Genomic DNA, 13,851 nt, shown 5'->3' with positions numbered 1-13,851 from the left:
GGACTTGCCCATCGTGAGTGCTATTTACTTCGGCGCCATCCGGATCGCGCCATCGAGGCGGATCGTCTCGCCGTTGAGCATCGCGTTCTCAACGATGTGCGAGGCCAGCATGCCGTATTCCTTCGGGTCACCGAGGCGACGCGGGTGCGGTACCTGCTTGCCGAGCGAGTCGAGCAGCTCCTGCGGAGCACCCATCAGCAACGGGGTGAGGAACAGGCCCGGAGCGATGGTGTTCACGCGGATCATCATCGAGCTCAGGTCACGGGCGATCGGCAACGTCATGCCAACGATGCCGCCCTTGGATGCGGAGTACGCCGCCTGGCCGATCTGTCCCTCGAACGCCGCAACCGAAGCGGTGTTGACGATAACGCCGCGCTCGCCGTCGATCGCATCGTGCTTGAGCATGCGCTCAGCAGCCAGACGGATGACGTTGAAGGTGCCGATCAGGTTGACCTCGACGACGCGCTTGAAGTGGTCGAACGGGTACGGTCCCTCTTTGCCGACGGTGCGCTTGGAGCCACCGATGCCGGCGCAGTTGATCGCGACGCGCAGCTCGCCGAGCTCGTCAGCAACGTCGAGGGCAGCCTTGACGTCGTCTTCCTTGGTGACGTCGGTCTTCACGAAACGGACGGCGTCGCCCAGTTCCTTAACGGCCTCGGCGCCCTTATCGTCCTGGACGTCGATGATGACGACCTTGGCACCGAGCGACACAAACTTCTTGGTGGTCGCCAGGCCGAGACCCGACGCGCCACCGGTGACAACGGCGACCTTCCCGTTGATATCCATACTTCTCCTTGGCGTAGTGAGTGTTACTGGCGATCTGCGGTGGGTGCGGGATAGCTATCTCGCGAATAGCCGGCCCGCGCCCGCCGCGGATCGAAAGTTACTTGATGAGCTCGAGGATGGTGGCGTTAGCCTGGCCGCCACCTTCGCACATGGTCTGCAAGCCGTACTGGATGTCGTTGTTCACCATGTGGTGCACCAGGGTCGCCATCAGGCGGCCACCCGAGCCACCCAGCGGGTGACCCAGAGCGATCGCGCCACCGTTGGGGTTCAGGCGTTCCTCAGCGGCGCCCGTTTCCTTCAGCCACGCCATCGGAACCGGAGCGAACGCCTCGTTGACCTCGAAGGCGCCGATCTGGTCGACCGACAGGCCGGAGCGCTCGATCGCCTTGTGGGTCGCGGCGATCGGCACGTGCAGCATCATGATCGGATCGCCGCCGGCGAGCACGGTGGTGTGCACGCGAACGAGCGGCTTCAGGCCCAGCTCCTTGGCCTTCTCGCTGGTCATCACGAGCATGGCCGATGCGCCATCGGAGATCTGCGAGGAGTTACCGGCGTGGATCACGCCGTCCTCCTTGAATACTGCAGGCAGCTGACCGAGCTTCTCGACGGTCGACCCACGGCGTACGCCCTCGTCAGCCTTGACGATGCCATCGGCAGTCTCCACCGGGATGATCTGCGACTCGAAGGCGCCGGAGTCCTGCGCGGCGGCGGCCTTCTCGTGCGAGCGGATCGAGAACTCGTCGAGTTCGGTGCGGCTCAGGTTCCACTTCTCGGCGATCATCTCAGCGCCGATGCCCTGGTTCGGGCGGGTCTGGTCGTAGCGGTCCAGGTAGGCCGGGGAGTAGGGCTGGCCGAACTCCTTCACGGCGGTCGAACCCATCGGCACACGCGACATCATCTCGACGCCACCGGCGACGGCGATGTCGTAGTGGCCGGCGATGACACCGGCCGCAGCGAACGCGAGCGCCTGCTGCGAGGAACCACACTGACGGTCCACGGTCACGCCGGGGATCGACTCGGGCCAGCCGGCGGTCAGCACCGAGTTGCGGCCGATGTCAGCGGTCTGCTCGCCTACCTGCGAAACACAACCCCAGATGACGTCGTCGATGAGCTCGGGGCTCACGCCGCTGCGCTCAGCAACGGCCTTGAGGACGACGGCGGACAGGTCGGCGGCGTGGACGCCGGAGAGACCCCCGCCGCGCTTCCCGACCGGAGTACGGACAGATTCAACAATGACGGCGTCACGCATGACAGGTGCCTCCAGATTGGAAATAGAGATCCACTCGCGACTATATGACACGTGTGTCATGTTCACCAATAGGCCCTATATCGTGGCAACGTGACGCGGGACACTACCGACGTCACTGCGCGCGGGGGCAGCTCACGCGTCGACGGTCAGGATGAACACCAAGGTGATGATGCACAGCAGGAGCCCGAACGACACCATAGATATCGCCTGGATCTTGTTGCGCCGCCGATCGTCGGGGGCAGCCATCAGCAGGCCGGCAATGATCGCGCCGGTCAACACGCCGCCGAGCGGCGCGAACACGCTCGACTCCGGGGTGAACCAGACGTAGACCACGGCGTCGACCAGCGCGACGATGATGATCGCCCACCGGTTGTATCCGGCCCGCGAGGCCACCATGAGTGCCGCACCGATCAGCGCCATCACCGCGCCGTTGCCGGTCGCCCACCGCGAGACGGTCGGCTCGAAGATGAGCACGGGGATCGTCGCGCCCAGGCAGGCGATGAATGCCGATCCGATGAACCGGCGTACGCCCCACCGGGCTTCGACCGCAGTGCCGACCACCAGCAGGGTGAGCACCGAGGCCAGCAACGACCACACACTCGAGTACAGGAAGTTCGCGGTGAACATCCGGTACACCTCGCCGTTGATCACCCGTTCGGGCACCAACGCAAAGCGCGACAGGGCAGGCGCGGGGGTCAGATCATTAACCGTCGAGTGCCCCGAGATCGCGTTCCATACATAAATGATGGTGAGCACAACGGCGGTGGAAACGGAAAGAATCCATGGCCGATGCAGCCAGTTTCGGGTCTCATTACGGACCACGCGATGTTCGGCGGAGGTCATTCAGGCGTCCTGCTCACGGTAAATGTGCTCGGTTCACTCTATCGGCCCACACCGCCGAGGGGCGCACGACACCCGCCGGGTGCGTCGTCGGGCGAACACTCGCGCGATGATGGGGTTATGAGTAGCGCGATTTTCGACCTCGATTCACCGCAATTACGTTCCCGCTCAAGTGTGAAATACCAGCAGTACGACGCGGATGTGCTGCCGCTGTGGGTTGCGGAGATGGATTGCGCCCTCGCGCCCCCGATCGCGGCGCGATTGGCCGAGGCAATCAGGATCGGCGACACAGGCTATCCCACGCTGGATCGCCAACTCCCGGACGCGCTCGCGTCGTACGCCGCCGCGCGATGGGGATGGCAGATCGACCCCGCCCAAGTCCATCCCGCGGCCGACGTCGGCGTCGGCATGACCGAAGTGCTGCGACAGAACATCGAACCCGGCGACCGTGTCGTCGTCTGCTCACCGGTGTATCCACCGTTCTACATCTGGACCGGCGCGGTGGGCAGCGAACTGGTCGACGTGCCCCTGGTGCGCGGGGAAGGGTCGTGGAGGCTGGATCTCGACGGGTTGCGCTCTGCCTTCGCCGCCGGCGCGCGCGCATTCCTCCTTTGCAATCCGGCGAATCCGGTCGGGCGTGCCTGGAACATCGCCGAATTGCGCGCGGTGGCCGAAATCGCCGCCGAGTACGGCGTCCTGGTGATCGCCGACGAGATTCACGCACCGCTGGCGCTCGATGGCGCGCAGTTCGTGCCGTTCCTGACCGTGAGCGAGGCGGCTCGAGAAGTCGGCGTCAGCGTGTTGGCCGCTAGCAAGGGTTGGAACCTCGCTGGGCTGAAGTGCGCGCAGATTGTCACCGCGGGTTCGCGGATGCACTCCGCCGTGCGCAAGATCCACGTGCACACCTTCGAGTCGACCGGTCACCTTGGTCAGCTCGCGTCGATCGCAGCGTGGAACGAGGGTGGCACCTGGCTCGATCAGGCTGTCGCCGAACTATCAGCGAACCGCGACCTACTCGGTTCCTTGATTTCCGAACACCTGCCGGCTGCGCGGTATATCGCCCCGCAGGCGACGTACTTGGCGTGGCTGGACGTGTCGGCGTACGGCTGGGGGGACTCGCCAAACCAGCGGATCCTCGCCGACGCCCGAGTAGCCCTGAACGCCGGGCCGCGATTCGGACCACAGACCGGGCGCGGCTGTGTGCGCATAAACTTCGCGTGCTCGCCGCAGGTGCTGCGCGAAGCCATGGGCCGCATTGGGTCCATCACCTGAGAACTTCACCCACCTGATGACCACCGACGTCACCGGACGACGCACGCCGGGGGTCGTGCTGGGTTCGAATTGAACCAGGTTGTGATGGTGGTTACATTTACCGTCGATCGCGGGTACCTTGATCGCCAAGGTAAGGCGGTTCGCGATGAACACTGTGGACAACGAATTACGCGAGCGCGAGGAGATAAACCTCGCGGCTCTGGTCAGCGATCTCGCGCGGCGACTCGGCGTGCGAGTCGCCAGCGCAGAATGCCTCACCAACGGACGGATCTCGTCGCGGATGGGCAACTCGCGGCACGCACAGGATTGGTATGTCGGCGGGATCGTCGCCGATACCGAGCAGGTCAAGCGGCAGGTGCTCGGCGTACGCGCCTCGTCTGTCGTCAGCGAACAGGCCGCTCGCGAGATGGCCACCGCCGCCCGCACGTTGTTCGCCGGCGACCTCTGCGTGGCGGTCACCGGCGCGCGGGACTCGTTAGGCCACCCGTCGGGACGGGTGTGTTTCGCGGTCGCGGATAAGGATGGCGTGCTCGCCGAGTCCCGTCACCTCGTTGGTCCCGACGTCGCAAGTCACGTCACGGCGTATGCGTTGACATTGGTACGACGACGCCTCACCGCGCAGTGGCAACGGCACCGCGCAGCATGAGACGCGCCGACTGAGGACGACCCGGGATCATCGCTGCCCGCTCGGAAACTAACGGCGGAGCTTCTTACCTGCGACCAATCCATAAGTAAGCGCGGCACCTACCGCCAAGCCACCGAGATGCGCCGCCATCGAAATGCCGGGCATGAACGAAATCGCCAGGTTCAGCACCAAGATTCCGATCAACGCATTCAGATTCTGCTTGTTACGGATCATCAGCACGGCCGCTGCACCCAACAGACCGAACACGGCACCGGACGCACCGGCAGACCACACATTCGGGGTGAACAGCAGTACGGCGAGTGAACCGCCCAATCCCGACACGAGGTACACGGCCAGATAGCGCCATCGGCCCAGCGCCTGCTCAACGCTGGAGCCCATCAGATACAACGACAGCATGTTGACCGCAAGGTGGGTTAAGCCGAAGTGCAAGAACGTGGCGGTGATCAGCCGCCAGTAGTCCCCGTGCTCCACGAGGATGCCGAGCATCGCCAGGTCGACGAACACCTCGGAGTTCTGGTTGCTGGTCAAACTGCTCGCCTGCGCGGCCGTGATCACGTAGAGCAGCACGTTCAGCGCTATCAGCACGTACGTGACGACCGGTCGCGAGCGCGGACGCAGCAACTGCATGGCCGAAGGACGCCGTACCGAGGCACGACCTTCGGCCACACACGCTGGGCAGTGGAATCCGACGGGGGCCGGGGTCAGGCAATCGGGGCAGATCGGACGACCGCAACGAGTGCAGGCCAGACCGGTGTGCCGATCCGGGTGCCGGTAGCAAACCGTGCCAGCGCCGGGAACCTCAGCGGGTCCCGGCGCTGGAGCAGACGGCGGTTGTGACACCTACTTCTCGATGGTCACCGAGTTGATCACCACGTCGGTGAGCGGCTTATCGTTAGCACCGGTCGGCACTGCCTCGATGGCATCGACGACGGCCTTCGACTCGTCATCGGCAACCTCACCGAAGATGGTGTGCTTGCCGTTGAGCCAGTCTGGGGCCGTGGTGGTGATGAAGAACTGCGAGCCGTTCGTGCCGCGGCCACCCTGCTTGCCGGCGTTCGCCATCGCGAGCTGGTACTTCTTGTTGAACTGCAACTCCGGGTGGATCTCATCATCGAAGGTGTACCCGGGTCCGCCGAAGCCCTGACCGAGCGGGTCACCACCCTGGATCATGAAGCCCTTGATGATGCGGTGGAAGATGACGCCGTTGTACAGCGGGTCGCTGGTCTTCTGGTTCGTCTCGGGATGGGTCCATTCACGGGCGCCCTCAGCGAGCTCGACGAAGTTCTTGACGGTCTTCGGAGCGTGGTTCGGGAACAACTCGATGCGGACATCGCCAGCTGAAGTGTGCAGAGTTGCGAACATATGTCGCCTTTCGGTGTTGGATTCTTCGACGCACGATCACGTAGCAGGCCGGGGGCAGCGCTACCGGCGTCTGGGTCCATCGTTGCACGGGCGCCGACTGCGCGCCGCAGATGTTCGCTCAAGGGGTACGACCGGGCGTTGCTTACCCGGCGGCGAGCACGAGTTTGGCCAGTTCCTCGGCCTCGAGCGAACTCTCTTGATTGATCGTCACCGTGACCATCGTCGTACCGGCGAACGCCGCGAGTTGAGTCTGTGCCTGGCCCTGGTGCACCAGTACCGACCCGCCTTCTCCGACGTCCACCGGATTGCCGCCGGGCACGAGTTCGAGGGCGCGCTCAAGTCCGGTCCCGGCCTCAATAGTGAGCGTTTCGATGCTTGCCGCCGCTTCGTCGTCGTACGTCCGGAACGTGCATCCGGGCAGCGGTCCGGTCGGTGGGGTTGTCGTGGTGACGAGTGTTTCGAGGATCATTTGACCGACGATGCCCGCGACATCCTCAGTCGACAGATACGGACATTCACCGGCCGCGGTCGAGGTCTGCACCTCGGTCGGCGACGCCTGCTCGGTCGACTGCTCGTCGGACGAGGCGGCGCCGGATGACGCGGACGCGGGTGAATCGGACGCGGGTGAATCGGACGGCTCGGTGGCATCGTCGGCATTGCTACAGGCACCGAGCAAAACGGCGACCGGTAGCAGCAACGACACCAGACGCCGCGTGTTGATGCTCAAGGTTGTCGGTCTCTGCTAGTTGGTGGGTATGCGCTGTTGATTAGTAGGTCTGCGCTTCGCCGAAGACGTACACGGTGTCGCCTTCCTGCAGCGCATCCCAGTACGTGACCGCCGCGGACTCGCTGAGGTGAATGCACCCGTGCGAGGGGACATCGAGCGCGCCAACGTGGAACGCGATGTCGCCGTTGAAGAAGATCGCGTACGGCATCGGCGCATCGTCGAACAATGTCGACTTGTGGTCGATGTTCTTCCAGAACACGGTGAAACTTCCCGGCGGCGTGCGGTGACCTTCCCGCCCGGCGATCTGCGCGTACGGACCAGCGGTGATCTTGCCGTTCTCCTGCAGCCAGGTGGTGTTGTTCGTCAAATCGACACAGGCGTCAGCGGTCGGTGGGCATGGGTTGTTCGCGGCGGACTCAGCTGCTTCCTTCTCCGCGGCCTCCTTGGCTGCCTGCTCTTCGGCCGCCTTCTTCTCGGCCGCAGCAACCTCCTCGGCGGTCAGCACGGTGAAACTGACGGTGTTACTGTCACTCGCGCTGTACGCCTTGTTGCCCTGGAACTTGCCTTGATACGTGTGCTCGCCAGGGCCGAGGTCGGTGACGGCGAAGGTAAGGTTGCCGCCATCGTCGAGAGCTTCGGTGGCGTACTCGCTACCGTCCACGATCAACGTGAGCTTCCCGTTCGGCACACCCTCGTGCGGGGTTTCGACCGTGAACGACAGGTAAGCCTCCTCACCCGGACCGATCGACTCTGGCCCACCGATATAGGTGACAGTCTCTTTGGGCGCCTCAGACTTCTTCGTCTCGGACTTCTTCTCCGACGTCTTCGGCGCTGAAGAGGTCGTCGGCGCCGGCTCGCTCGTCGTCGGCGCGGGGGCGCTGCTCGTGGTGCTCGGAGCCGCGTTCTCCTGTGGTGCGTCAGTGGCGCACGCGCTCGCGCCGAGCAGTACGGCGATCGTGCCGAAAGTAGCGGTCAGCCGCGCAAGGCGAGAGCGGGTGGCTGTCATGAATGTGGCTCCTGTGCTAAGTAGTCATGTTCATGCAACAACACCGCTGCCTCGACGACAAGCACGAAATGGCAACGTCACAGCATGGAGGCGGTAACGACGTCCGGTTCGGAATCGCCGCGCCGTTGGCTTCTTACGCCCATGACGAGGGCCAACGCAGCACCCACCGCTGCCGCAATGGCGGCACCGAACAGGACCGCATGGACCTGCACCAGCCCGGCATCCAGTAGCGCATCGGCATCAGTGGCATCGGGCAACGCGGCGACTTCGCGGTAGTAGGCATTCAGCCCGATCCCGGTCAATAAAGCCAGTCCGACGACCATGCCGACCATCCGCGCGACCACGACCATGGCCGACGCCGTCCCGTGCAGTTCTGGCGCGGTACGGGCCAGCACAATGTTGTTGATCGGCGCGAGAGTCAGGCCCATGCCCAGTCCGAGAAGCACGAGGACCACGTACGAGGTAGCGGTAGCCAACGTCTCGGCACTCCACGCTGTCATCGCGAACAAGCATCCCGCAGCAATCACGAGCCCCAGAGCGATCACCACACCGTCCGCGAAGCGGCGCACGAATACACCACCGATAAGTGCCCCCACCGGAACCGCAACCAAGAACCGCAACAGCACGAGAGCCGCAGCGACCTGGTCGTCGGTGTAACCAAGGCGAGCGAGTAGCGGGACATCAACCACGACCGCAACCAATGCCACGCCCACCAACAAACTCACCAGCAGCGCCAGCACAGTGCGGCGGGTGAACGTTTCACGTGGAACAACAGGGTTCGCCGCGCGGCGTTGATGCAGAAGGTAACCAAGCGCCAGCAACACCGCTACCGGAAGTAAGGCATATCCGGTATCGGAGACGATCTCGGTTTCGGGCTCGGCGGTGGCGAAGGTGAGGATGACACAGCCCAGCGCGCCTCCGATCAAGAGCGCGCCGACGATGTCGGCGCGCGCCAGAACTCGCCGCGCGCCGATTGCCGTCACGAGTGCCGCGATCGCGAGCACACCCATGCCCACCACGCCGATCGGGGTGAGTAGCCGCGCGTCCGCGTCGCCAAATGGAACAAAGGGGGCGCCGTACGCGACAGAGGTCACCAGCGACTCGGGCGCGATCAAGGCGAGCATGCTGATCGCGCAGCCCACGAGCCACAGCATCGCCGCAATCCACCGGAGGACTCGCCGTTCGCTATGGCGCCGAGCATCGCCGCTGCCGGAGTCCAGGTCAGCGCCGCAGTTGGCCGAGTCCGCGTCGGCATCCGCACTGGTGCAGTCCAGGCCGGTTGCGCCGCCGGCGGAGTCCGGGGCGAAGCCGGCGGCACGTCGCCCGACGCCGCCGAGGAGCGCCATCACGACGGCGAGCGCGACCCCAAGGACGGCATTAAGCCAGAAAATCATTCGCCAGTCGGCAACGGCGAGGACGATAGCGCCCAGCAGCGGCCCCAGCACGCTGCCGAGTTCCTGCACGGCACCGACGATCCCGAGCGGCACACCCCGACGCTCGGCCGGCCATAGCCCACCCACGATCGCCAGGGTTGCCGGGATCAAACCACCACCACCAACGCCCTGGATCACCCGTCCTGCAACGAGCGTAGGTAAGTCGTGGGCGAGCGCAGTCAGCGCCGATCCGGCTATGAAGATCGCCATGCACCACAGCAACACGCGCTGACGGGAAATGAGGTCGCTGATGCGCCCGATCAGGGGAAGGGCAGCGATGTAGCCGAGCAGGAATCCGCTGATGATCGGTGTCGCACGCTGCAAGGCATCGATGCCGATACCGACGCCGGCCATCATGTCGGTGAGCGCGAGCACCACGACGTAGGTGTCCGCGGCGGCCAGTGCGACCGCGATCGACGCGGTCGCCAGCAGCGCGTTACGGCTCGGTGATGTCAACGGGCTCGCCGTAGTCGGTCATCGTTACCGCGTACGTCGAATCACCATCTCCGTAGAAGTCACCGACCAACGTGATCGTGCGTAGATCGCCGTCCTCGGTAATGCCAAAGGTGATGTCGTACTCGCCGTCGTCATCGCCGAGGTACAGCAGGTCATGTACTGGCGCCGCGTCGATCGCGCCGGTCACCTGGGTAAGGATCGCCGACCCGTCCCGGATCTGCTTCGCCATCGCAAGGTCGGTGGTTGCCTCCAACAGCGACGGCAACCCGTCGGTGGGATGGAAGAACATCGCCGGGTTCGGTGCACCTAGATCCACGAGATCCATCGGCTCGTAGGAAGGCGTGAAGAGTTTGGCCCAGGTATCGGTGCCGATCGCGATGATGTCGACCGTTCCGTTGACCCCCTGGATCCGCCCGGTGATCGTGCCGGCGAACTTCGGCTCCTGCGCATCGATCACACCCGATCCCTCGGCGGCGCTGACGCCGTTGACATCGTCTGGCACGTCCTCGCTGCTGAGGCTGAACGCGACCGATCCGGCGTCCGCGAACAACGTCGAGGCTTGTGCAACCAGTTCGTTCGGATCGCCGTCCGGCACCGATCCGTCGTCGTTACCGCTGCAGGCGGCCAGTACGAGGACTACCGGAACACCCATCAATAGGGATCGCCGTCGCATAAGGTCAGCGTAGTCTGTCGGCTCACGGATCGGTGTGCAGGGAACCTTGGGACGCCGCAATCGCTCGCAACTGCAGAACCGATCACTCATCTTCAGAAGGACGCTGACCATGGACAACCAGGACCCGACGCGCTCGATGCCGCCCGTGCGCGTCGACGCCGGCGAGGACGAGCAACCTCCCAGCGAGGAGAAGGGTGCCGGACTGCCGTCCTGGGCGGCGCTGGTGATCGGTCTCGTCGTGGGTTTGTTACTGATCGGCGGCGGCTACCTACTGGTCACCGAACTCACCGAGGACGACCCGGCGCCGCCACCGTCGAACTCCTCGTCGTCCGAGTCGTCTGAATCCTCATCTGAGGAGACCACCGACAGCGAACCTGGCACCGACGGCGGTGGTTTAGGAACCGAAACGACGGAACCGGGCCCCAGTCAGGGAAGTATTCCGTTCCCCAGCTTGCCCAATGCGCCCTCCGGCGGTGACCAGAACGGTGGCGGGCAAGGCGGCAATCAGGACGGAAACCAAGGCGGGAATCAGGGTGGGAACCAAGGCGGCGACCAGGGCGGCACCGGCGGTGGTGACGCCACCGACGATGACGAGACAACCGATGATTCGGACGCACCCAGCGGGGATGACGACGCGAGCACCACGAGCGGTAACGGTGGGGGGTTCCCGGGCGAGAACGGCACCCTGCCCAACCAGGACGACGCGGACGGAAACTAAGCACGCCAACCAACTTCATCGACGAGTATCCGCGGCCGCTCCGCCGCGGAATCGGACGCAAAACAGCCGCACGGCCGCGGTACCTGACGCCAAACAGCCGCTCGGCCGCGGATCTGACGCCTACCGGGTTGCCCCCTCCGCTAAGTCTGGGTCCCGGGCGTACCTCCGCAAAAAACGCAGAGAAAATGGCTAGGCATCCGCCTCTGCGCGATGCCTACCCGATTTTCCTGCGTCTTTTGCGACCACGCGGGTAGGCACATCAGCCGGTGGGGTAGCGCTCCGCGGCGGCGAGAATTTCTGGAAGGGACGGTATCGACGCCACCGCACCTTCGCGCTGTACGGCGAGCGCCGCAGCGGCGGAGGCGAGCTCGATACATTTGCGTTCGTGGTGACCGGCCACTTTCGCCGCCGCATACACGCCGACAAACGCATCGCCGGCGGCTGTCGTGTCCACGGTGTTTACCTTCAGCGCAGTGACGTTCACCGGCTCCTCGCCAGATCGGCACAGCATTGATCCAGCGGCACCGAGCGTGATCAGGACCGCGTTCACGCGCTCGTTGATCTTCGCGCCCAGTTGCTCGGCAGGACCCGACGAGCCAGCGGCGAGCGCGGCTTCATGCTCGTTCACGATCAACAGGTCCAGCGCATCAACGAGCTCATCCGGCAGCTCTGCGTAGGGCGCGGCATTGAGGACGACGAACGTGCCGTGCGTCCGCGCGAGCCGCGCAGCGGCCACGACGGTAGCCATTGGGATTTCCAGTTGCATAAGTAGGACGTCTGCATCGGCGATTGCTCGCTGTTCGGCCTCGCGCAATTCGGTCATCTCGGCGTTCGCCCCAGCGACAACCACGATCGCGTTCTCGGCTTCCGTATCGAGCATGACGTACGCCGTTCCGCTGGTCTCATCCGGCACGCGTCGCACCAAACTCGTGTGCACCCCGGCATCGCGCATTCCATCGATGAGAAAATCGCCGCTGTCGTCGTCGCCCACGCTGGCGATCATGGTGGTGCTGGCGCCTGCCCGAGCTGACGCGACTGCCTGATTGTTGCCCTTACCGCCTCGACCGCGCGCGGAGCGCTCGGTGATCACTGTTTCGCCGGGGCGCGGAATTCGATCGAGTTCGATCACCACGTCTACATTCGCGCTACCAAGGACGACCACGCTCATCCCGCGAACCTAGCAGGACGGTCCTCGCCAGGGGGCCCGTCGTACCTAGGAGGTCTCGGCGGCGTCGTAATGGGCCTTAACTTCTTCCGGCGACAGCGCCTTCGAATACACCGATACGTCATCGACGGTGCCGGTAAATGCCGACTGACCGGTGTCGGAGGGCCATCCTGACGGCGCGTCACCGCAGATGGTCCAGTACCCCTCGACGCTGTTCACGGTGGTTCCAGCAGGCTCGTTGGCCACCGGATTTCCGTCGATGTAGAGGGTGAGTCCGGTGGTGCTCGACATGGTGGCGACCAGGTGGTGCCAGGAACCTGTGTTCACGGTGTCGGGACTCATCGCGAAGTACGGCGTGCCGAACTGATCGAGCGCGCCGAAGTACGCGCGACCGTCGGCACCGACGTACAGCACGCGGTCCGGCATCATGCCGGTGATCGGGTTCGCAAAAGTGACTATCGGCCCGCCGCGGTTTGAAATGGTGTCGATCCACGCCTCGATCGTGAAATCACCGGCTGGCGTCTCGGCGAGCGTCGATGGCGCGCGTGATCCCCAGGTGCCACTGCAATCGACCGATCCCGATCCACCGACGTACGCCGAAGAACCGAGTACGGCGGCCTCGGCACCTATTTCGAGTTGAGCCTCGCCGACGGAATCGCCGCCGGCATCCTCTAGTTCGAACTGCCAGTAATGCACGGGTCCAGACTGCGCCACGACCTCCGGGTACGTCAGCGTCGGCGCCGCCGAACTCGGCGCAGCAGACAGTGAACCCTCGCTCGCCGGCGCGCCTGACTTTCCAGCGTTCGCTGGCGAGTCGCTCGGGCTGAACATGCGCGGGATAAGCACAAAGCACCCGATCACGACAACGGCGGCGACTGCCGCACTGATGATCCAGCGGGACATCGCCCAACCTGGGCCTGACCGGCTGATCTCCACGTAGCCGCCCTGGTCCGATTCATCGGAGATCCACAACGAATCATCGTCGTCGTCCTCGTCTTCATCGTCCGCGTCTTCGTCAAGACCGGAGTCAAACGCACCAGAGCCGTCCGCCTGGTCGAGACCGGAATAGACCGCACCAGAACTGTCCGCACCAGAAACCACGGCACCGGGATCAATGTTCTCGGCATCATCGCGATCGGCATCGACGCGATCGGCATCGACGTCGCGCTCATTCGTGCCGTCGCCAGACTCGCCGCTATCGGGCTGGACTTGAGCACCGTCCTGGGGGGAATCCGCCTCGAGTTCGGTGGCATCGCCCCGGTGGTCATCAGGCGTCTGCGGATCATCCGAACTCATGGAGTCGATTCTTGACCAGTTCGCGCCGATTCGGTGCGTGTTCGGCCCACCTGTTGACGTGTTGTTACCGAACGGGCGCGTCGCCCACACCGCGATCGCACGTCCGCGCGATCGCCCTCGTCGGGAACCTCCCGGCCAAGTCGTCTCCGCCTAACCCGGCGCGAACGCCGATGGTCACCAAACCGAATCAATCATCCAGGTCGGGCTTGATGTCGCGGGGGC

At 64.5% G+C, this 13,851-nt stretch carries 14 protein-coding genes; 3 read left to right on the top strand and 11 right to left on the bottom strand.

Features of this window, described 5'->3' with window-relative positions:
* Nucleotides 1-24 precede the first annotated feature (24 nt).
* From E1H16_RS12125 to E1H16_RS12115, 3 genes are all read right to left on the bottom strand, one after another.
* Nucleotides 25-786: a 3-hydroxyacyl-CoA dehydrogenase gene (locus tag E1H16_RS12125; protein ID WP_134324143.1), complete on the bottom strand. Its 762-nt coding sequence runs from the start codon at nt 784-786 to the stop codon at nt 25-27.
* Between the two features lie 97 nt (nt 787-883).
* Nucleotides 884-2,035: a thiolase family protein gene (locus E1H16_RS12120; RefSeq protein WP_134324142.1), complete on the bottom strand. Its 1,152-nt coding sequence runs from the start codon at nt 2,033-2,035 to the stop codon at nt 884-886.
* A 132-nt stretch (nt 2,036-2,167) separates the two neighbouring features.
* The gene (locus tag E1H16_RS12115; RefSeq protein WP_134324141.1) at nt 2,168-2,878 is read right to left on the bottom strand and encodes a rhomboid family intramembrane serine protease; all 711 of its coding nucleotides are present in this window, start codon (nt 2,876-2,878) and stop codon (nt 2,168-2,170) included.
* Between the two features lie 117 nt (nt 2,879-2,995).
* On the opposite strand from E1H16_RS12115, the gene E1H16_RS12110 reads away from it, so the two are divergent.
* Nucleotides 2,996-4,147 carry a MalY/PatB family protein gene (locus tag E1H16_RS12110; RefSeq protein ID WP_134324140.1) on the top strand — a complete coding sequence of 384 codons (1,152 nt, stop codon included), beginning with the start codon at nt 2,996-2,998 and terminating at the stop codon, nt 4,145-4,147.
* A 145-nt stretch (nt 4,148-4,292) separates the two neighbouring features.
* The gene (locus E1H16_RS12105) at nt 4,293-4,793 is read left to right on the top strand and encodes a CinA family protein (RefSeq protein WP_134324139.1); all 501 of its coding nucleotides are present in this window, start codon (nt 4,293-4,295) and stop codon (nt 4,791-4,793) included.
* A gap of 48 nt (nt 4,794-4,841) precedes the next feature.
* On the opposite strand, the gene E1H16_RS12100 is transcribed toward E1H16_RS12105, so the two are convergent.
* The 6 genes from E1H16_RS12100 to E1H16_RS12075 form a co-directional block, all read right to left on the bottom strand.
* Entirely contained in the window at nt 4,842-5,420 is a 579-nt protein-coding gene (locus E1H16_RS12100; RefSeq protein WP_134324138.1) for a rhomboid family intramembrane serine protease, read from the bottom strand.
* 213 nt (nt 5,421-5,633) lie between these two features.
* A complete protein-coding gene (locus E1H16_RS12095) occupies nt 5,634-6,155 on the bottom strand; it encodes a peptidylprolyl isomerase (RefSeq protein WP_134324137.1) in 522 nt (173 codons plus the stop codon).
* 142 nt (nt 6,156-6,297) lie between these two features.
* Nucleotides 6,298-6,882 carry a DUF2020 domain-containing protein gene (locus E1H16_RS12090; RefSeq protein ID WP_134324136.1) on the bottom strand — a complete coding sequence of 195 codons (585 nt, stop codon included), beginning with the start codon at nt 6,880-6,882 and terminating at the stop codon, nt 6,298-6,300.
* A 40-nt stretch (nt 6,883-6,922) separates the two neighbouring features.
* Complete coding sequence (locus tag E1H16_RS12085; RefSeq protein WP_134324135.1) at nt 6,923-7,888, bottom strand: L,D-transpeptidase family protein; 966 nt, start codon at nt 7,886-7,888, stop codon at nt 6,923-6,925.
* 77 nt (nt 7,889-7,965) lie between these two features.
* A complete protein-coding gene (locus E1H16_RS12080; protein WP_134324134.1) occupies nt 7,966-9,777 on the bottom strand; it encodes an MFS transporter in 1,812 nt (603 codons plus the stop codon).
* Nucleotides 9,758-10,450, bottom strand: a complete 693-nt coding sequence (locus E1H16_RS12075; protein ID WP_166741745.1) for an LppX_LprAFG lipoprotein — start codon at nt 10,448-10,450, stop codon at nt 9,758-9,760. Before E1H16_RS12075 ends, E1H16_RS12080 begins: the two co-directional genes overlap by 20 nt.
* A 109-nt stretch (nt 10,451-10,559) precedes the next feature.
* Between E1H16_RS12075 and E1H16_RS12070 the strand changes: the two genes are divergently transcribed.
* Nucleotides 10,560-11,168 carry a hypothetical protein gene (locus E1H16_RS12070; protein WP_134324132.1) on the top strand — a complete coding sequence of 203 codons (609 nt, stop codon included), beginning with the start codon at nt 10,560-10,562 and terminating at the stop codon, nt 11,166-11,168.
* Between the two features lie 259 nt (nt 11,169-11,427).
* On the opposite strand, the gene E1H16_RS12065 is transcribed toward E1H16_RS12070, so the two are convergent.
* Complete coding sequence (locus E1H16_RS12065) at nt 11,428-12,336, bottom strand: ribokinase (protein ID WP_134324131.1); 909 nt, start codon at nt 12,334-12,336, stop codon at nt 11,428-11,430.
* Nucleotides 12,337-12,381: 45 nt separating this feature from the next.
* Nucleotides 12,382-13,629 carry a LamG domain-containing protein gene (locus tag E1H16_RS12060; protein WP_134324130.1) on the bottom strand — a complete coding sequence of 416 codons (1,248 nt, stop codon included), beginning with the start codon at nt 13,627-13,629 and terminating at the stop codon, nt 12,382-12,384.
* Nucleotides 13,630-13,851: the final 222 nt, after the last annotated feature.

Source organism: Cumulibacter soli, from assembly GCF_004382795.1.
GTDB lineage: Bacteria > Actinomycetota > Actinomycetes > Mycobacteriales > Antricoccaceae > Cumulibacter > Cumulibacter soli.
This window is presented reverse-complemented; position numbering and strand designations above follow the sequence as displayed.

What these genes read in the sequence shown, in the direction of transcription:
- E1H16_RS12125 (WP_134324143.1), bottom strand. Translation starts at nt 786, where the DNA reads ATGGATATCAACGGGAAGGTCGCCGTTGTCACCGGTGGCGCGTCGGGT.
- E1H16_RS12120 (WP_134324142.1), bottom strand. Translation starts at nt 2,035, where the DNA reads ATGCGTGACGCCGTCATTGTTGAATCTGTCCGTACTCCGGTCGGGAAG.
- E1H16_RS12115 (WP_134324141.1), bottom strand. Translation starts at nt 2,878, where the DNA reads ATGACCTCCGCCGAACATCGCGTGGTCCGTAATGAGACCCGAAACTGG.
- E1H16_RS12110 (WP_134324140.1), top strand. Translation starts at nt 2,996, where the DNA reads ATGAGTAGCGCGATTTTCGACCTCGATTCACCGCAATTACGTTCCCGC.
- E1H16_RS12105 (WP_134324139.1), top strand. Translation starts at nt 4,293, where the DNA reads ATGAACACTGTGGACAACGAATTACGCGAGCGCGAGGAGATAAACCTC.
- E1H16_RS12100 (WP_134324138.1), bottom strand. Translation starts at nt 5,420, where the DNA reads ATGCAGTTGCTGCGTCCGCGCTCGCGACCGGTCGTCACGTACGTGCTG.
- E1H16_RS12095 (WP_134324137.1), bottom strand. Translation starts at nt 6,155, where the DNA reads ATGTTCGCAACTCTGCACACTTCAGCTGGCGATGTCCGCATCGAGTTG.
- E1H16_RS12085 (WP_134324135.1), bottom strand. Translation starts at nt 7,888, where the DNA reads ATGACAGCCACCCGCTCTCGCCTTGCGCGGCTGACCGCTACTTTCGGC.
- E1H16_RS12075 (WP_166741745.1), bottom strand. Translation starts at nt 10,450, where the DNA reads ATGCGACGGCGATCCCTATTGATGGGTGTTCCGGTAGTCCTCGTACTG.
- E1H16_RS12070 (WP_134324132.1), top strand. Translation starts at nt 10,560, where the DNA reads ATGGACAACCAGGACCCGACGCGCTCGATGCCGCCCGTGCGCGTCGAC.
- E1H16_RS12065 (WP_134324131.1), bottom strand. Translation starts at nt 12,336, where the DNA reads ATGAGCGTGGTCGTCCTTGGTAGCGCGAATGTAGACGTGGTGATCGAA.
- E1H16_RS12060 (WP_134324130.1), bottom strand. Translation starts at nt 13,629, where the DNA reads ATGAGTTCGGATGATCCGCAGACGCCTGATGACCACCGGGGCGATGCC.